Annotated in this window: 20 protein-coding genes; 3 read left to right on the plus strand and 17 right to left on the minus strand. The window is 45.8% G+C overall.

What is annotated here, in order from left to right; all coding sequences use genetic code 11:
• Window positions 1-46: 46 nt before the first annotated feature.
• On the plus strand, window positions 47-691 hold the full coding sequence (locus AZI86_RS14435; RefSeq protein WP_061835954.1) for a thermonuclease family protein: 645 nt from the start codon (window positions 47-49) through the stop codon (window positions 689-691).
• On the opposite strand, the gene tsaE is transcribed toward AZI86_RS14435, so the two are convergent.
• From tsaE to AZI86_RS14510, 15 genes are all read right to left on the minus strand, one after another.
• Window positions 688-1137: a tRNA (adenosine(37)-N6)-threonylcarbamoyltransferase complex ATPase subunit type 1 TsaE gene (tsaE, locus tag AZI86_RS14440; protein ID WP_061835956.1), complete on the minus strand. Its 450-nt coding sequence runs from the start codon at window positions 1135-1137 to the stop codon at window positions 688-690. The two genes, AZI86_RS14435 and tsaE, sit on opposite strands and share 4 nt — an antisense overlap.
• Window positions 1137-1862, minus strand: coding sequence for a pyridoxine 5'-phosphate synthase (locus tag AZI86_RS14445; RefSeq protein ID WP_061835958.1), 726 nt, complete (start codon window positions 1860-1862; stop codon window positions 1137-1139). Before AZI86_RS14445 ends, tsaE begins: the two co-directional genes overlap by 1 nt.
• 4 nt (window positions 1863-1866) lie before the next feature.
• On the minus strand, window positions 1867-3264 hold the full coding sequence (gene glmM, locus AZI86_RS14450; RefSeq protein WP_061835960.1) for a phosphoglucosamine mutase: 1398 nt from the start codon (window positions 3262-3264) through the stop codon (window positions 1867-1869).
• The gene (locus AZI86_RS14455; protein WP_061835962.1) at window positions 3245-3673 is read right to left on the minus strand and encodes a hypothetical protein; all 429 of its coding nucleotides are present in this window, start codon (window positions 3671-3673) and stop codon (window positions 3245-3247) included. The genes glmM and AZI86_RS14455 overlap by 20 nt, the downstream gene beginning before the upstream one ends.
• A 1-nt stretch (window position 3674) precedes the next feature.
• The gene (gene cdaA / locus AZI86_RS14460; RefSeq protein ID WP_061835964.1) at window positions 3675-4484 is read right to left on the minus strand and encodes a diadenylate cyclase CdaA; all 810 of its coding nucleotides are present in this window, start codon (window positions 4482-4484) and stop codon (window positions 3675-3677) included.
• A gap of 46 nt (window positions 4485-4530) precedes the next feature.
• Window positions 4531-6471 carry an ATP-dependent zinc metalloprotease FtsH gene (ftsH, locus tag AZI86_RS14465; protein ID WP_061835966.1) on the minus strand — a complete coding sequence of 647 codons (1941 nt, stop codon included), beginning with the start codon at window positions 6469-6471 and terminating at the stop codon, window positions 4531-4533.
• Window positions 6472-6597: 126 nt separating this feature from the next.
• Complete coding sequence (gene tilS, locus AZI86_RS14470) at window positions 6598-7524, minus strand: tRNA lysidine(34) synthetase TilS (protein WP_061835967.1); 927 nt, start codon at window positions 7522-7524, stop codon at window positions 6598-6600.
• Window positions 7525-7565: 41 nt separating this feature from the next.
• Window positions 7566-8918: an aldehyde dehydrogenase family protein gene (locus AZI86_RS14475; RefSeq protein WP_061835969.1), complete on the minus strand. Its 1353-nt coding sequence runs from the start codon at window positions 8916-8918 to the stop codon at window positions 7566-7568.
• A 45-nt stretch (window positions 8919-8963) separates the two neighbouring features.
• Window positions 8964-9194: a hypothetical protein gene (locus AZI86_RS14480; protein ID WP_061835971.1), complete on the minus strand. Its 231-nt coding sequence runs from the start codon at window positions 9192-9194 to the stop codon at window positions 8964-8966.
• A gap of 51 nt (window positions 9195-9245) precedes the next feature.
• Window positions 9246-9599 (minus strand): hypothetical protein, encoded by a 354-nt coding sequence (locus AZI86_RS14485; protein WP_061835973.1) that lies wholly within the window; start codon window positions 9597-9599, stop codon window positions 9246-9248.
• Window positions 9589-10020, minus strand: a complete 432-nt coding sequence (locus AZI86_RS14490; protein ID WP_061835975.1) for a type II toxin-antitoxin system RatA family toxin — start codon at window positions 10018-10020, stop codon at window positions 9589-9591. Before AZI86_RS14490 ends, AZI86_RS14485 begins: the two co-directional genes overlap by 11 nt.
• 58 nt (window positions 10021-10078) lie before the next feature.
• The gene (locus tag AZI86_RS14495) at window positions 10079-10933 is read right to left on the minus strand and encodes an outer membrane beta-barrel protein (protein WP_061835977.1); all 855 of its coding nucleotides are present in this window, start codon (window positions 10931-10933) and stop codon (window positions 10079-10081) included.
• Window positions 10934-11033: 100 nt separating this feature from the next.
• Window positions 11034-11282 carry a hypothetical protein gene (locus AZI86_RS14500; RefSeq protein ID WP_253715966.1) on the minus strand — a complete coding sequence of 83 codons (249 nt, stop codon included), beginning with the start codon at window positions 11280-11282 and terminating at the stop codon, window positions 11034-11036.
• Between the two features lie 44 nt (window positions 11283-11326).
• Window positions 11327-12301, minus strand: a complete 975-nt coding sequence (gene glpX / locus AZI86_RS14505) for a class II fructose-bisphosphatase (RefSeq protein ID WP_061835981.1) — start codon at window positions 12299-12301, stop codon at window positions 11327-11329.
• On the minus strand, window positions 12280-12690 hold the full coding sequence (locus tag AZI86_RS14510; protein WP_061835983.1) for an acyl-CoA thioesterase: 411 nt from the start codon (window positions 12688-12690) through the stop codon (window positions 12280-12282). Before AZI86_RS14510 ends, glpX begins: the two co-directional genes overlap by 22 nt.
• Window positions 12691-12749: 59 nt before the next feature.
• On the opposite strand from AZI86_RS14510, the gene pgsA reads away from it, so the two are divergent.
• Entirely contained in the window at window positions 12750-13316 is a 567-nt protein-coding gene (gene pgsA, locus AZI86_RS14515) for a CDP-diacylglycerol--glycerol-3-phosphate 3-phosphatidyltransferase (protein ID WP_061835984.1), read from the plus strand.
• Window positions 13317-13469: 153 nt separating this feature from the next.
• The gene (locus tag AZI86_RS14520; protein ID WP_061835985.1) at window positions 13470-14348 is read left to right on the plus strand and encodes a hypothetical protein; all 879 of its coding nucleotides are present in this window, start codon (window positions 13470-13472) and stop codon (window positions 14346-14348) included.
• A 35-nt stretch (window positions 14349-14383) separates the two neighbouring features.
• Here the strand turns inward: AZI86_RS14520 and AZI86_RS14525 are convergent, their stop codons facing one another.
• Both AZI86_RS14525 and AZI86_RS14530 read right to left on the minus strand, forming a co-directional pair.
• Window positions 14384-15943: a DHA2 family efflux MFS transporter permease subunit gene (locus tag AZI86_RS14525; protein WP_061835986.1), complete on the minus strand. Its 1560-nt coding sequence runs from the start codon at window positions 15941-15943 to the stop codon at window positions 14384-14386.
• A gap of 9 nt (window positions 15944-15952) precedes the next feature.
• Window positions 15953-16801, minus strand: a complete 849-nt coding sequence (locus tag AZI86_RS14530; protein WP_061835987.1) for an HlyD family secretion protein — start codon at window positions 16799-16801, stop codon at window positions 15953-15955.
• Window positions 16802-16810 lie beyond the last annotated feature (9 nt).

A 16810-nucleotide genomic window follows, 5' to 3' on the forward strand; every position in this document is an offset into this window, starting at 1 on the left:
TATTGCTCGGCTTGTATCCCCACTCAATCAGATTTAAAAATGGGTCATGCCACACACACTTCGTCTTTTCGCCGTCTGCTTAGCCCTTTTAATCCCATTGAGCGCCTTTTCATTAGAAGTACGGATTTTGGACGTCCATGACGGTGACACCGTGACCGCAGTAGGAATTACAGATTCTCAGAAATACAAAATCCGCCTGATGGGCGTCGACACCCCCGAAGTCGATTTCTTTCAACACGGTCAAGGTGAAGGCGCGATTCAAGCTCGGGATGCTTTGCGAGAACTGCTACCTAAAGGGACCATCGTCAAGATCAGTAACGACAGCGATGTGGATAAGCATGGTCGTATTTTAGGTCGCATCCTTAAAGGATCCCTTGATATCAATGAAGAGATGCTCCGCCAGGGCTGGGGTTTTATTTACTTTATTGCGCCTTTTGATAAACGCCTGGTTAATGAATACAGTGACGCCTTTGAAGAGGCGATTGAAAATCGCCGGGGACTTTTTGTCACTTCTTTTGAAGAGCCCTACTTATTTCGCCTGCGCGTGCGCAAACAAGTGGGCCGAAATTTAGTGGGAGATTTAGAAACCAAGCAGCTTTTTAGTCCCGAAAACATCGCCCAAATTCCACTCTGGCGCCGTGTTTTCTTTGCCGACGAAATGGCCGCTCATAATTTAGGTTATCGTTATTAAGCCAGTGTTTCCGTCGTAATAAGACGGACCGCTTCAGATTTCTTTTGAAGTGTTACTTTCACTTTTTGCCAGTTCATCGGCAAAAATTCTGAGTTTAAGCGATCCGCCCACTCAATGATCATCAAAGAATTATGCTGCGCAAATAAATCCCAAAACCCAGAGCTTTCTAAGTCATCGTCATCTTTTAAACGATAAAGATCTAAATGATCTAAGGCTTTCCCTTCTGAATTTTCATAGCGCAAGTGAATGGCAAAAGACGGTGACTGCACATCGCGCATTCCTAAGATCGAGGCGATCATTTGTACCGAGGTGGTCTTACCCGCCCCTACTTCACCGCTCATAAGTAAAATACACCGACTAGAAAGATGCGGAAGAACTTCCGCCCAAAAGCTTTTTAATTCTTCAAGATTTCTGATTTCTCTTTGCGAATTCAGAACATCAGACATTACTTTAAGATCTTTCGCATCTTACGCACGGAAGCTTCAAGCCCATCTTCAAGCGCATAACAAACTAAAGAATGTCCAATATTTACTTCCTGCAAATGCGGAAGCTTATTGATCAGTTTTGAATGCGCATAATCAAGCCCATGCCCAGCATGAACATTTAAACCCAGGTAATGAGCCCATTCGGCGGCTTCCACCAGGCGCTTCCACTCTTTGGTTTTTTTTGCCCCTTTTAGATGAACCCATTTACCCGTGTGAAATTCAACAGCATCGGCACCAATCTCATAACTGGCTTCAACTTGTTCGATCGACGGCTCAATAAACATCGAAATTTCAATACCGATGCGCTGAAGCTTTTCAACCATCGGGAACATTTTCTTAAAGCCTTTTTTTACATCCAAGCCACCTTCGGTGGTGAGTTCCGCACGTTTTTCCGGAACAAAACACACCCAATCAGGGCGATACTTTTTAGCAAAGCTGACCATTTGCGAGGTCGCGGCCATTTCTAAATTCAAGGCCACCGGGCACGATTTAGAAAGTGTTTTTAAATCGTGCAACTGAATATGACGACGGTCTTCGCGTAAGTGGATCGTGATTTGCTCAGCCCCCCCTTTAACGGATCTTTTTACCATATCCAGAACGCTAGGATAAGATGTTGTGCCACCACGAACTTGACGCAAAGTCGCCACGTGATCCACATTCACACCCAAACGAATTTTGTGTTTCATATTTTTAGCTCAATTCTTTTTCTAAGAAAGAGGCGATCTCTTCCGCGTATTGACTGATAAGTTCTTTATTCGCGCCCTCTACCAAAACGCGAATCACGGGCTCAGTACCCGAAAAACGCACAAACACCCGGCCTTCGCCTTTGAGTTTAGATTCAGTGCTAGCAATCAACTTTTCATATCCTGGAATATCGCTCAGGTTCATACGTTTTTTCACGCGGCAGTTAATAAGAACTTGCGGCACGTCTTCAAAAACGTGATTCAACTCACTCATCTTCTTGCCGGTTTGCTTCATCACGGCAAGAACCGCTAAAGCGGCCACACAGCCATCACCCGTTGTCGTATGATCTAAGAAAATGATATGACCTGATTGTTCACCGCCCAGGTTGTAACCGTTTTTCTTCATCTCTTCGACAACGTATTTATCACCCACATCGGTTTTAACTAATTTAATACCGGCATCGTTCATGCATTTTTCAAGACCGAAGTTCGACATCTGGGTCGCCACCAGCGTGTCCCCTTTTAAAAGGCCTCGGGATTTCATATGAAGAGCACAAATAGCTAAGATACGATCGCCATTTACGATCTCACCTTTTTCATCCACCATGATCACGCGATCTGCGTCACCATCAAGGCTGATCCCCACGTCCGCCCGATACTGCACAACCGCTTCAGAAAGTTTTTGGGGGTATAAAGCGCCGACCTTGTCGTTAATGTTAATTCCATTTGGATCATCACCCAATTGAATGACTTCAGCACCCAGCTCTTGAAACACCGAAGGCGCGACTTTGTAAGCCGCACCATTGGCTGTATCTAGCACGATCCGCATTCCATCCAAAGTATACTCCAAAGGGAATGTCCCTTTAACGTAGACAATGTAGCGACCTTGAGAGTCATCAATGCGACGAGTGCGACCGATGTCTTTACTTGGTGGCAATAACGCCATCAAGTCTTCTTCTAAAACCAAGCGCTCAATTTCGCGCTCCATAGAAGCTGAAATTTTATAACCATCGGGCCCAAAAACTTTAATCCCATTGTCATGGAAAGGATTGTGACTGGCAGAAATAACAATCCCCGCCGCCGCCCGCATCGTGCGAGTTAAATAACCAATACCCGGTGTCGGCAATGGGCCTACCAATTGCACGAAAATACCCATGGAGTTAAGACCACTCGCCAAGGCCTGTTCAATCATGTAACCAGAAAGACGCGTGTCCTTGCCGATAACGACTTTTCGAGTGGGCGTTTGTTTATCAAGGGCTTCTTTACGTAAAAGATATCCAATGGCTTGACCGATTTTTACGACTGTTTCAGGAGTCATGGGCCACTGATTTGCCGTGCCACGAATCCCATCGGTACCAAAAAGTTTAGTGGATTGTTTTTCTGCCTTACTGGCCTTCTTTTCCATCGACGGGCTGACCTTTCAATTTAACGACTTCGGCCTGAATCTGATTAGGGCGAACTCCAAGAATTCGCACACCCAGAGGAACCTCAATTTTATTCATCGGAATATCAACATAAATAACGCCCTCGCCTCGCTGAGAAATATCCAGCGAGATGTTTTGCGAAAGCGAGCTTTCCAAAAACTTCTTTAAAGAACTGCGGGGACCTGAAACTTTCACCTTAATATGGTCTGTCGTCTGCGCCACGACTTGCGTGCCCGGCGAGGTGATCAGATCAATATCAATGTTTTTGCTTAAAACGAAATCTCGTCGCCCCAGGATTGTAAGCCATAAGATTAACGAAATAAAAAGCGCGACAATCTTGTAACTAAAGTTTTCAGTGATAATACGTGACCAGGAAGAAGAGCGCTTCATCTTAAGCCTCCCCTTGTTGCGCAAAGGCTTTGTATTTTAAACCAAAGGTTTCATAGAGGGCTTTACGAATATCACCCAGCTCAACATTCGGACTTAAATGTCCACCTTGCACAATACCAATAGATTTATTTTCCTCAGAAACCACAAACACCAGGGCATCTGTTTCTTCTGTCAATCCAATGGCCGCGCGATGACGAGTCCCGAGATTTTTATCTAATGCCGGATTTTTACTTAACGGCAAAAAACATCCGGCCGAGTGGATTTTACCATTGCGGATTAAAACCGCCCCATCATGCATCGGGCTTTCAGGGTGAAAGATCGATGCCAAAAGCTCTGCCGAAACTTTCGAGTCCATCTCAGTCCCGAACTCAATGTGATAGTCGATAACGATTTCACGTTCAACCACCACCAAAGCACCGAAACCTTTTTGCGCGGTAAGAATAATTCCCTTCGCAATTTCTTCGATGACTTGGGTTTCTTGAATGTTAGAGGCATCATTAAAAAACGGATTGCTCCCGATATGTGCCAGAGCCCGACGAATCTCGGCCTGGAATAAAACCACCACAATCACAAAGAGGTTTGAAAAGAATTTTTCTAAGATCCAATTGAAGGTGAAAAGTTCGAGCCAGATACTTAAGATATACCCTATGGCTAAAACGCCCAGCCCTGAAAGCATTTGAATGGTGCCCGTGCGCTTAATGAGCACCAAGATACGGTAAACCACCATCCAAACCAGAAGCATGTCGATTGCATCCTGCACACGCAGATGCTGAATGATAAAGATCAAATTATCGACAAACTGCTGCAACATTCTAAAAAGCCTTCATCCCTATCGATATTTTTAAAGCAAGATCCCGTTAGATTGTAACGGGACCGGTGTTTCCTACTGGATCGTTTCCAGAGTCATTTTTTTTCATATTTGAAGCGGCGATCAAATTCGCCTCTTTGCGATTAGCACGGTATTTTTCAATTTCCGCAACCGCCGCACCGTTGACCAACATCTCAACTTCTGTGCCGTCGATCGTTTCGTATTCAAGCAAGGCTTGCGCTAAACGCTCTAACGCATCTTTATAATCAGTCAAGATTTGCACCGCTACACGATACCCCTCATTGATGATCTTAGAAACTTCCGAGTCGATCTCTTGAGCTTTCGACTCGGAGTAATCTTTTTCTTTATTGCCGTAACCCATGCCCATAAAAACCGGGTTGTCACGTTTTTCAAAAGCCAAAGGCCCTAGTTTAGACATACCCCATTCACAGACCATGCGGCGAGCGATCTCGGTCGCGCGCTCGATATCATTACCCGCACCCGTGGTGATGTCTTTGAAGACCACTTCTTCAGCCGCACGCCCACCGAATAGGAAAGCGATCATGTTTTCTGCGGTCGTTTTTGAAAGCGATACGCTTTCTTTTTCTGGCAATGTTTGAGTCACACCCAATGCCATCCCACGAGGGATGATTGTTACCTTATGAATAGGATCAAGGCCTTTTAACTTACGACCCACCAGCGTATGACCCGCTTCATGGTAAGCAGTGACTTTTTTATCTTCATCCGAAATAACCATGGATTTTCTTTCCGCACCCATGATGACTTTGTCTTTAGCTTTTTCAAAGTCTTCCATCTCTAAGTATTTTTTATCATTGCGAGCGGCTACCAAGGCGGCCTCATTCACCAGATTTTCTAAATCAGCGCCCGAGAAACCCGGAGTTCCACGCGCAATGCGCACGATTTCAACGTCAGGCCCAAGGGGTGTCTTACGCGTGTGCACGCCCAAGATCTGCTCGCGACCTTTAAGATCAGGTTTATTTACGATCACGCGACGGTCAAAACGACCTGGGCGCAACAAGGCCGGATCAAGAACGTCGGGACGATTCGTCGCCGCGATCATGATCACACCCTCAGAAGATTCAAAACCATCCATCTCAACCAGAAGCTGATTCAGGGTTTGTTCACGTTCATCATGACCACCGCCCATGCCAGCCCCACGATGACGTCCGACCGCATCGATCTCGTCAATAAAGATCAAGCAAGGAGCATTCTTTTTACCTTGTTCAAAGAGATCGCGAACGCGGCTCGCACCGACACCCACAAACATCTCAACGAAGTCTGAACCAGAAATTGTAAAGAACGGAACACCGGCTTCACCCGCGACAGCGCGTGCAAGCAAAGTTTTACCAGTACCCGGAGAACCCACAAGCAAGACACCCTTAGGGATACGCCCCCCAAGTTTTGTATACTTTTTTGGATCCTTTAAGAAGCTTACGATCTCTTGCAAGTCGTCTTTGGCTTCATCCACACCCGCAACCTCTTTAAACGTCACACGATTTTTGTGCTCTGTTAAAAGACGCGCACGCGATTTACCAAAAGACATCGCTTTACCACCGCCGACTTGAATTTGGCGCATAATAAATAAAAACATCGCCACGATCAGAATCAATGGCAACCAGTTCACCACGAGGGACTGAAAGAACCCACCGTTATCAGCACGTTCATAGTTTGGCGTGATACCGTTGCTTTGAAGAAATTTATAACCTTCATCTTGCGTGTTACCCACGATCGCAAAATGAGTGCCCGAGTATTTCTTTTCAAACTCCGGTTTCATTTCACCCACGATTTCACTCGTGTCTTGGCGGAAGGTGACCGTCGCCACTTCATTGGCTTTTACCGCCTCGGTGAATTTTGAATAGTTAAAATCAGCAATCGATTTTTGATGCTTGCTCTCATAGGCCTGGAACAAGAACACGGCCATAATGATGAGGAAAAACCAAAGAGCCAGCGTTTTCTGAGTAGAGCGCATTTCAGTCCTTTCATTGACTTAGGTCAAGACGCCTTCCGTGGGCGCAGTACAAGGGTAACATGGTTAGGGTTTCAGACAAAGAAATTCGCACAGTAAAATAAGGGTCTTTTCCTCTCGTAAAAACGATCAGGACTGGACCTTAATTTGCTGCGCGTTAATCTCCCAATTCAAACCTGCCACCTGAAATGTGATCACTTTTTGGGAGTTGTCCAGGCGCTTTTGTATTTCTTCAATATGAGATTGTGAAAAATCTCGTTTTCCTAAGGCAAAAAGGTACTGTGCTAAAAGACGTTTTTGCTCTGAAAGAGTCAATGTCAGATAGAAACTTCTTTGGAGGCCTTGCGATCCGAAGTCCTCTTGAGACGAAAGCAGATCCCCGCGAGTGCTTATTTCATCAACAATCGTCTCTAAAGAACGAGCTAAAACGCCGACAGATCCGACAGAGCGCACCTCTAATTGCGGCAGCCATTCTTTCCGCAACCAATTGCGCAGAGGGTCCAAGTCATTGTTTGAGGGATCCGCCAAGAAAGGAGCATTTTCATCGGCCACATAGGCTTCCAATTCTAACTTTGCCCGACTTAACAGGGGGCGGAACATCCCTTGGTCCCACTCTCGCATTGCGGCCAAACCTTGACCTCCGGTGCCACGAATCAGACGCATCATTCGAGTTTCTAAAAGGTCGTCACGGTGATGCCCCAAAGCCACAACCGCAAAGTTATGCTGATTTTTTACGCTTTCAATAGCAGCAAAGCGAGCTTCCCTAAAATCCGCTTCCGATTTAAGCGCCCCTTTGGCTTTTTCAAAGAAAAAAGGAACCTCATGCCGACCCGTCAGTTTTTCACAAAATAATAAAGCTTCATCGCGGTAAATCTGATTTCCGCCAATGCCGTGGTGAAAGTGAAAAACCCCCAGCAAAGATTTATCATGAGTTTTTAAGAGTGATAAAAATAGAGCGACGGAGTCTACCCCACCGGACAAAGACACCAGGATTTTTTTCTCTAAAAGCCCATAGTGCTTTAAGAGTTTCCAAACATGGTGATCTAAGTCTTTCATGAGCTCCTTAAGCTTCTATTTTAAATTTCTAATTTAAATTTCTAATTTTCTCTAGCGACCGCCACAGTTTTGATATTTACGAATTCTAAAATACCAAATTCGCCAAGCTCCCGTCCATATCCGGACTCTTTCACTCCACCAAAGGGGATGTGCGGATCTGACTTTACGTAATCATTTACTACAACAAAGCCCGCCTGCAATTCTTTTTCAACTAAGGCTTTGCCTTTTTCTTCATTCTTAGTAAATACGCCGCCCCCCAGGCCATAGGGCGACGAGTTAGCCATTCGAACGGCTTCCTCTGTGTTTTCCGCAAGAACAATGATAGCGACCGGTCCGAAAACTTCTTCGGCATGAATTTCGGGACGATCTTTTTCGAAAACGACCACCGTTGCTGGGTAATAAGCCCCCGCTCCTTGCGGAGCCGTACCGCCTAAAACGACTTTTCCGCCCCAACTTTTAAGTTTTTCCACTTGCTCCACAATGGTCTTTTGAAAACGCGCCGAGGCTAGTGGCGCAAGTTCGGCTTGTTTCATTTCTTTCACATACGCGTTTATATATTGATCGGAAATCTTTTTATCGACGATGAATCGTTTGCCCGCAACGCAACTTTGACCGCAGTTCACCAGACGCGCTTTGACCGTGCGGGCAGCTGCTTTTTCGACGTCTGCATCCGCCAAAATCAGGTACGCATCACTGCCGCCCAATTCCAAAACAATCTTTTTTAAATTTTTCGCAGCTTCTATCGCCACCGACTTTCCACCCTTGGTACTTCCCGTGAATGTCACGCCATGAACCAACGGATGAGCAATCATTTGTGCCGCAATGTCGTGATCGACTTGAGTATTACGCAATAGTTGATATTCACTCGAAAGATCGGCAAAGATTTTTCCGATGAGTTCAGCCGTTCCTGCCGTCAAATCCGCGTGTTTTAAAACAATCACGTTTCCCGCCATCAAAGCGGGCGCTGCAAATCTTAAGGTCTGCCAAAGTGGGAAATTCCACGGCATGATACTAAAAATCACACCCAAGGGCTGAAAGCTGACTTCGGCTCGAGCATAAGGAGAGTTTTGGACCTGACGATTTTGTAAAATTCCTTGCGCTGATTTTGCGTAAAACTCACAAGTCACCGCGCACTTTTCAACTTCCGCTTTGCCTTCAGCAATAGATTTACCCATTTCATTTTGCATCAGACTTGCAAGTTCTGCCTTATGCTCGCGCAGAGCAGCCGCGAGGCGATTTAAAGTTTGGGAACGAACTTCCCATGAAGTCTTACGCCATTTTTGAAAATCACGATCGGCCGCTTCAATAGATTTTTGGGCGTCTTCCCAAGAAATATGACTGTAAGTTTTAAGAATTTCGCCCGTGGCAGGATTTTGGGTCGTGAATTGAGACATGAAAGACCTCCATCTTAGGAAGCCTTATCCATCCTTATTTAAGAGTCAAAGTGTTTGGAAAACTTGTTGGAACGAAAAAACCAGGCCCATTAAAAACGCCGCGGTCATCGCACCCCAAGCTAAAGACTTATAAAACTTGCCAAGCTGCATAGCTGCTCGCGCATAAGGTCTTTCCGAGGCCAACAAAGGAATTGGACGGACCACTGTTTTAATCAGCTGATGAGAACAAAGACAAAAAAAGATCACCGATAAGAGGCTTAAGATTTCTAATTCCATAAGCTACTTATCGGTGGTTTTAGTCTCAACTTGAGACTCCCTAAGGTCTAGTTATTCAGACTTATTGTCCTTTTTGATGATATCAATTTCGGCCGTGATTTTAAATTTGTGTGTTTCCACGAAGCGCGAGGCTTCTTTCACGAAATCGATTTTATGAATGATGCCGACGATCTCATTGGTAACACGCTTGGTGATTTCTTCTTTGGATTTATTGGCACCTTGCAAAAGCAGATTCAAAGCTTCTTTGGGAAGTTTTAATTCAGAGACATAAGCGCGCAAACTTTCTTCCGTCATGAAAGCCGCACTCACCCCGGCAGTGAAAACCTTTTTCATGGTCTCACCCAAGAGACCTTTTACGTCTTTGGCTCCATCGTCATCGGGATTTTTCTTATCATCAGACGCCATAAACTTGTTTGACCCTTTTATGATAGCTGCTAATCATATTCGGTAAATTCACACTGACTAATGCGTTGGCAATAGGCCCCGGAACAAACATACTGAACGTCGCTTCAACCGTGTAAGTCGCACGCGTTTTTCCCGCCTCGTTTTCTAATTTCCAAGAGCCCACCGACGTTTTAAAGATATCCCCAGAAGCAAATTCCCAGGTGATGCTGTTGGGTGCATTTTCGGTCATCCACAGATTGTATTTAAAAGATTTCATCACTTGCACTTGATATTCGACAAGCTTGCGATGGCCTTCGGTTTTCATCACCGTGCACTTTTTTACTTCAGGAAGAAATTCGTGATACTTTTCGTAATCAGAAATGATTTTAAAGAATTGTTCAGGAGTACAGTTGAAAACTTCAGTGGTCGATGCTTTTGCCATAGACCTTGAGTGTCGCTTTTACACGACACTCAAGTCAATATTTGTCTAGACTAAAGACTTAGAAACCAAAACGAGCGGCTACTGACAATGTGATATCGTCGTATTTGCTGTAGTGGCTGCGAGAGAAATCGTAATCCAAGCGAGGAATCAATGCCCACGTCTCCATTGGGATGCGAGTGTACAAAGAAATCCCTGTCGTTGTGTGAGAATCTTCCTCTTGTGCACCAGTGTCAGAGTTTTTAACTTTGTCAGCTGAAAGATAGTTGATCGATCCACCGATAAGCATGTCTGCGAAGAAGTATTCATAGAACGCGCTTAAGCCCAACTCATGACCGTCTTTAACTTTAAGATCTGTACCCGATCCGTCGTCAATTGTGCGCTCCATGCGGTATTCATACAATGCGCGAGCACCGACAATGCCGCCACCCAGATTCATATCCGCACCGATGTAAGGAGCTAGTGAATATCCACCTGAAGCTAAATTTCCGTCGCTCGTCGCAGACGCATATTTACGCTTTTCAAAACCAAGACCTAGCATGGCGCCATAACGAAGGTTGCCCCACGCCATTGGCGAAGTGCCTTTCAAGGTAATTTCTGGATCTTGAAGACCGTTGGTTTTTGTTTTCGGTGTGCCGTCAGTTTCTAACGACCCGTAATACAAAGCTCCTTCGATGGCGAACATCTCGTTGATGCCGTATTCGTAAGAAACGCCGGTATTAAATAGACCATTTAATTTAGTGTCTGACGTCGCGCCATCGGGCTTGATGGTCATCATTTTATAACCAATTCTTGGCGTTACTTCGCTCTTACCAGCTTCTGACTGAAAAAAGAATTCGCTTTGATTGCTTGATGTATTTGCATGAGCAGCAACGCCTAATACCAGCACTGCAGCCATCACCATTTTGTTCAACATAGGTTGCTCCTTTTAGTTTGTGGATGAAATCTCATCGCAAACCAAAAACAGAGTCAAGAGCAGTCACAGAACGTTAAAAAAGAGTCTTCGAGACTGTTTATTAGGATTTTTTGAATAACGCTTCAGCCGCGGCACGCAGAGCCGCTTTTTTATCAATGCCGCCAGCTCCACCCTTTCGGGGTGTAAAGTAATCACAAAAATTCGCGCGATCTTTTTCACGCACCACATCGGCTTGTGTTTCACGACATTCATTATACACTTTAGCATCGTAAAAGTCGCAGTTCTTACACACATGAACATCCGCACGACAATGCGGGCATTCATCACGGCGACCGATGTGACCAGCCACGGGAATTTCTTTACTGCAACTAAAACAAATCAGTTTTACTTCCATTAGCGAGGAACAGCCACCGGCGGCTTGTGATCAAGATCATGGTAAGCCTCAATTGTGCGGATGGTTCCTGTCTGTGAGCGCATCACCACAGAGTTTGTTTTTGCCTTACCGTCGGAACCAAAACGAACACCTTTTAATAAAGCACCATCGGTCACGCCGGTCGCGATAAACATCACAGAACCCGTCGCCAAATCATCAATCGTGAATTTTTTAAGTGGATCTTTGATACCCATTTTCTTAGCGCGCTCGATTTCTTCATCGTTGCGGTATTTCAAACGACCTTGGAAATCGCCACCCAGACATTGCATGGCCGCGGCCGAAATAACTCCTTCCGGAGCGCCCCCCACACCTAAAAGCAAATCAATACCTGAATCACCCCAAGCCGTGGCCACCGCGGCAGAAACGTCACCATCACCGATCAAGTTGATACGAGCACCTGTCGCACGCACTTCCGCGATTAATTTTTCATGACGAGGACGATTTAAGATCACCACGGTCACATCTTCAACGTCTTTATCTAAAGCTTTAGCCACCGCACGGATATTTTCAGCCGGTGTTTTATCTAAATCAATTTGTCCCTTAGCTCTTGGACCACAAGCAATTTTATCCATGTACGTATCTGGCGCATGCAGGAAGTTTCCTTTTTCGGCCACCGCGATAACGGCAATGGCCCCCACACCTCCGTGGGCACAGATGGTGGTCCCTTCTAAAGGATCTAAAGCGATATCAAGCTTTGGTGCATCCGCCCCGGCTTGACCGACTTTTTCACCGATATAAAGCATCGGCGCCTCGTCCCGCTCCCCTTCACCGATCACAACCGTTCCATCCATTCGAAGAACATCGAAAGCTTTTCTCATGGCATCCACGGCCGCTGCGTCAGCCTTTTTTTCATCTCCGCGACCCATCCAACGAGAACAAGCCAAAGCCGCCGCTTCAGTTACGCGCACAAATTCTAGAGCCAGGTTTCTGTCCATGTTTCTTTCTCCGTCACGGCTTTAATCTCTGCCGAAAGTCGTTTGAGTTTTAAATCAGGTCCCAAGGACACGTGCACGGTTTGTCCAAGTGCACAGATCTCCCCTTTGCGACCATGCAATCGGTACTGAAAAATCAACCGATTGCCATCCGTCTTGGCTTGAACCTCTACTTGTAAATCATCGCCGAAAAAGGTGGGTTTGACATGACGCACTTGCGTCTCTAAGACCGCAAAGTGACTGGCGGTTCCGGGCTGCTGATAGTCTAAAAGCCCTTTAGAATGAGCCCAGGCCACCCGCGCACCTTCAAAGAAGCGCAGGTAGTTGCTGTGATGGACAATTCCCATCAAATCGGTTTCGTAAAACTGCACTTTGTGACGATGAATAAACATTGATTATTTCTAGTCTAAACTGGTACTTTGAGTCAGCTTGCAGCGCGATAAGGATGATCATGACCACCACCCCTACGGCCTTCCAAAAATCTCTTCCAACTAAGATTACGATGAGTCGTATCGTGATGGTGCCTTTTATTGTGGCATTGATGTGGCCAGACACGCTTTGGTGGAACGTAGCTGCGGCCGTCTGTTTCATTTTAGCTTCGATCACCGACTATTACGATGGCTATTTCGCCCGAAAATACCAAGCGGTTTCTAGTTTCGGAAAGTTCATGGATCCGATCGCCGATAAAATTCTGGTGACCAGTATTCTCACCATGCTTTTAGCCCATGATAAAATCGACGTGTGGATGGTGATCGTGATCCTAGCCCGGGACAATTTTATCGGGGGTATCCGCTCGGTTGCCGCGGCAGATCAAATCATTATCGACGCCAAACCAGCCGGAAAATGGAAAACGGCCATGCAAATGATCGCCATCCCCATTGTAATTATTGGAAATATGGACCCTTATATCCCTTATCTCGACAAAGTCGGCTACGGGGTCTTGTGGGTCAGCGTCATTTTGAGTATAACCAGTGGTATTGAGTACTATTTAGGATATTTAAAGAGCCGAAAGGCCTAACGGACAAATATGTTGCTGCACTTATCACCTAGCAATTGGTTTATGATTTTTTTAGCTCTGCTTCTGTGCAGCTATATCAAAATCGCGTCCGCTAAATCTCAAAAGCCCGTTTTTTTTGCGGGATCTTCTTTTAGTTCTATCGTACGCTAAATCATGACTAAAATTTTAGTTCCGATCACCATCGCTTTTGTTGTTGGTTTTTTGTCTCATCGATTTCTCACTGGCCCCCAGGTCGTTTCAATCCCAACGGTCGACGCCAAATGTGAAGACCTGTCCCGGGCCAAATCAAATCTGGTCGCGCTCAGCCAAAGCGAATATTTGGAATATACCAAAATCAAAGATTTAAAAGAAAAATACGAAAAAGCAGATGAGCTCTTGGGCAAAGTCATGCTTTTGTTTTTAGCTGATGTGGGATTTAAAACCATTAAATCCGCCGCGCCAGAACTTGCGACTTCGGCTTCACCCTCTCCAGCGACGACACCCCCTTCGGTTTCGACAGAAAAACTCGTTCCGGAACCAGCGCCTTCTAAGCCTCCGATAAATAGGGCCGGCCGTGGTGGGCGTATTCACTACTTAAATGATGAAAGAAGTATTCAGGAAGTTCTGGCAAACACGATCATCGAAGACCCCAAAGTTTCATTAGCGCAAGGGAGTGCTTTAACCCGCCGTCAAATTCGTTTACTCGCAGGAAGATACACAGGGGCGGTCAAGTTTTTAGATCGCAAACGCGGCGACCTTTCGGTGGTATGGGAACTATCCCCTGATTATTCTAAACGTGATTTTTCGGGCACTTTTTTCTTAAGCATCCACGGCCCTGGGGTAAACAGTGACTCTCGCGGACGGGGCAACATCGACAATATTGCGACCCTCGCGGACGACAAAGAGGGATTTTTAGTAAGCGCTTGTGGCGATCGCTGCTATTTACAGCTTTATTACAATTCCCCGTCGGACCAGTTTTACGGAAACTATTATGAAACGGCTGAAGGCACTAAAAAATCTGTGCGCTCAGGCACCGTGGAGCTCAGAAAATAACTTAAAGAACCAAGAGGAAGCTTGGTTCTTTTCATCTAGTGCGAATCCACCACCACATTGGTTTTTTCTTTGTACTTTAAGAAGTATAAAGGAATGAACGAAATCGCAAAAATGATCATCATCGTCCACATCAACTGCTGAAAGCTGAGCATAAAAACCTGATTTTGAATGCGCCCGTAAAGACTTCTTAAGGCGACATCCTGGCCACTGGCCATACCAATCGCATCACTCATTTTCATCCCCATGCCCGCAGCCCCCGAAGAAAACTGACTTTGCACGTTCGGATTTAACAACGAAATATTGCCACTCAGATCCAAATAATTCTGATGGGATTTTTTTGTTAGCAAAGTCCCAATCAACGCAATCCCAATACTGCCCCCGATTTGCCGAGCCAGGTTTAATAAACCTGATACTTGGCCCATCTCGATTCCATGGAATTGACTTAAAATGGATGAATTGATTGGCACAAATAAGAAGGCCATTCCCAAACCCCTTACAAAGAGCATGCGCAAGACCTCACCCTCCGCCGACAAGGGTGAAAGCAACGTCATCAGATACAAACACACTTCTAACGACATCAGTCCCACAAAGATGAGCCATTTCGGATTCACCCCTTTGTACATCATATTCCCCACAAAAGGCATCAGGGCCGCAGTTAGAAGCGATCCGGGAATAAAGAGCATCCCCGTCTGGGTCGCATCAAAATGCAAGGTGCGGGCAACATAGATCGGCAAAATAAATACGACCCCGTAAAGGAAGAATCCTACCATCCCCATCAACAACACACCATTACTGACCAAAGGCTTTAAGAACAGGCGCACATTGATGATCGGATTTTTCACCCGCAATTCCCACCACACAAAAAGTGGCAGACTGACGGCCGAGATCATAGAAAGAAACAAAATCGTGCGCGAAGCAAACCAGTCATCCGCCTCACCGCGCTCAAGCACGTATTGCAGACACCCAATGCCCATCACCAAGAAGGTCAGACCCCAAATATCTAAGGGCGGTTTTCCATCAGTTTCTGCCGTTTCTTTCGGACGATCAAAAATCACCATCATCCCGATAAAAAGCGCAATCAAACCTAGCGGAAGATTGATATTAAAAATCGAGCGCCAGCCAAAGTTATCCGTCAGATAACCACCCATCACCGGCCCGAGTGTTGGTCCAATCATCACACTCATCCCAAAAATCGCGCCCGCAATGCCGGCTTTTTCTTTAGGGAATTGCTCGTAAATCAACGTCTGTGAGGTTGGCAAAAGAGCCCCGCCCATCAAACCTTGTAAAACCCGAAAGACAATCAAGCTTTCTAAGTTGGGTGCAAGGCCGCAGGCCACCGAAGTCAGGGTAAATAAAAGAATACAACCCAAAAAATAAACTCGACGACCAATGCGCTCCCCCAGCCATGCCGACACGGGTAAGACCACCGCGTTGGCAATGGCGTAACCGGTGATCACCATACTGATGTCTTCTAACGTGGCGCCCAGATTTCCCATCATCGTGGGTAAGGCCACATTGACAATGGAAGTATCAATGATCTCTAGCAGCGATGCCATGACCGCCACCACAATGATCAGGACGGATTCCTTTTTCATAAAACTTCCTTAGTGCTTATGAACTTTCACATAAGCAGACAAGCCCGCCTTAAGCACATTCACTTCTTCCGGAGACACATTCAAGATTTTGATTTTAACCGGAACCCGCTGAACAACTTTGGTAAAATTGCCCGTGGCGTTGTCAGGGGGTAAAAGAGTGAAGGTCGCCCCTGTTGCGGAACTCACAGATTCCACTTCGCCTTTAAAATTTTTTCCGGAAAAAGCATCAATAGAAATATCAACGGCCTTCCCGGGTTGAACACCTTCAATTTCTGTTTCTTTAAAGTTCGCCGTGACCCAGCGTTCTCCGCTGTCGACAAATCCCACCATCGGCACCCCTGGCGCCGCGAGTTGCCCCACTTCCACCGAGCGCTTGGCGATATAACCATCCGAAGGGGCACGCACTTTGGTGTTTTCCAAATTCAATTCGGCTTGCGCGACCTGGGCTGAAATCGCTTCATATTTGGCTCTAGCCCCGGCAAAGGCCGTTGAAGAAGCATCAAATTGCTGTTGTGATACCACTCCTTTAGAGTAAAGCTCTGACAAGCGCTTCGCGTTTCGGTCTAAATCTTTTTTCTGCGCTTCTAAAGACGACAATTCACCTTTGATTTGTCTTAAGGTGTTTTGATAATCGCGATCATCAATTTCAAAAAGAATATCGTCTTTTTTTACTTTCATGCCTTCGCTGATGTGGACTTCCTTGATGTAACCGCCCACCTTAGACGCGATCAGCACGGAATGAGCCTCCACTTGCGCGTTGTCCGTGGTGACATACATAAAGTGTTCGTAAATAAAATAGATAATGCCTAAAGCAGCGACAGCCCCAAGGCCTGAAAAGATTTTTTGTTTTTTAGTCATAAATACCAA

Source organism: Bdellovibrio bacteriovorus, assembly GCF_001592735.1.
Taxonomy (GTDB): Bacteria; Bdellovibrionota; Bdellovibrionia; order Bdellovibrionales; family Bdellovibrionaceae; genus Bdellovibrio; species Bdellovibrio bacteriovorus_D.

Excerpts from the sequence above, each read along its gene's own strand:
- AZI86_RS14435 (WP_061835954.1), top strand. The coding sequence starts at position 47 with ATGCCACACACACTTCGTCTTTTCGCCGTCTGCTTAGCCCTTTTAATC.
- tsaE (WP_061835956.1), bottom strand. The coding sequence starts at position 1,137 with ATGTCTGATGTTCTGAATTCGCAAAGAGAAATCAGAAATCTTGAAGAA.
- AZI86_RS14445 (WP_061835958.1), bottom strand. The coding sequence starts at position 1,862 with ATGAAACACAAAATTCGTTTGGGTGTGAATGTGGATCACGTGGCGACT.
- glmM (WP_061835960.1), bottom strand. The coding sequence starts at position 3,264 with ATGGAAAAGAAGGCCAGTAAGGCAGAAAAACAATCCACTAAACTTTTT.
- AZI86_RS14455 (WP_061835962.1), bottom strand. The coding sequence starts at position 3,673 with ATGAAGCGCTCTTCTTCCTGGTCACGTATTATCACTGAAAACTTTAGT.
- cdaA (WP_061835964.1), bottom strand. The coding sequence starts at position 4,484 with ATGTTGCAGCAGTTTGTCGATAATTTGATCTTTATCATTCAGCATCTG.
- ftsH (WP_061835966.1), bottom strand. The coding sequence starts at position 6,471 with ATGCGCTCTACTCAGAAAACGCTGGCTCTTTGGTTTTTCCTCATCATT.
- tilS (WP_061835967.1), bottom strand. The coding sequence starts at position 7,524 with ATGAAAGACTTAGATCACCATGTTTGGAAACTCTTAAAGCACTATGGG.
- AZI86_RS14475 (WP_061835969.1), bottom strand. The coding sequence starts at position 8,918 with ATGTCTCAATTCACGACCCAAAATCCTGCCACGGGCGAAATTCTTAAA.
- AZI86_RS14480 (WP_061835971.1), bottom strand. The coding sequence starts at position 9,194 with ATGGAATTAGAAATCTTAAGCCTCTTATCGGTGATCTTTTTTTGTCTT.
- AZI86_RS14485 (WP_061835973.1), bottom strand. The coding sequence starts at position 9,599 with ATGGCGTCTGATGATAAGAAAAATCCCGATGACGATGGAGCCAAAGAC.
- AZI86_RS14490 (WP_061835975.1), bottom strand. The coding sequence starts at position 10,020 with ATGGCAAAAGCATCGACCACTGAAGTTTTCAACTGTACTCCTGAACAA.
- AZI86_RS14495 (WP_061835977.1), bottom strand. The coding sequence starts at position 10,933 with ATGTTGAACAAAATGGTGATGGCTGCAGTGCTGGTATTAGGCGTTGCT.
- glpX (WP_061835981.1), bottom strand. The coding sequence starts at position 12,301 with ATGGACAGAAACCTGGCTCTAGAATTTGTGCGCGTAACTGAAGCGGCG.
- AZI86_RS14510 (WP_061835983.1), bottom strand. The coding sequence starts at position 12,690 with ATGTTTATTCATCGTCACAAAGTGCAGTTTTACGAAACCGATTTGATG.
- pgsA (WP_061835984.1), top strand. The coding sequence starts at position 12,750 with ATGACCACCACCCCTACGGCCTTCCAAAAATCTCTTCCAACTAAGATT.
- AZI86_RS14520 (WP_061835985.1), top strand. The coding sequence starts at position 13,470 with ATGACTAAAATTTTAGTTCCGATCACCATCGCTTTTGTTGTTGGTTTT.
- AZI86_RS14525 (WP_061835986.1), bottom strand. The coding sequence starts at position 15,943 with ATGAAAAAGGAATCCGTCCTGATCATTGTGGTGGCGGTCATGGCATCG.
- AZI86_RS14530 (WP_061835987.1), bottom strand. The coding sequence starts at position 16,801 with ATGACTAAAAAACAAAAAATCTTTTCAGGCCTTGGGGCTGTCGCTGCT.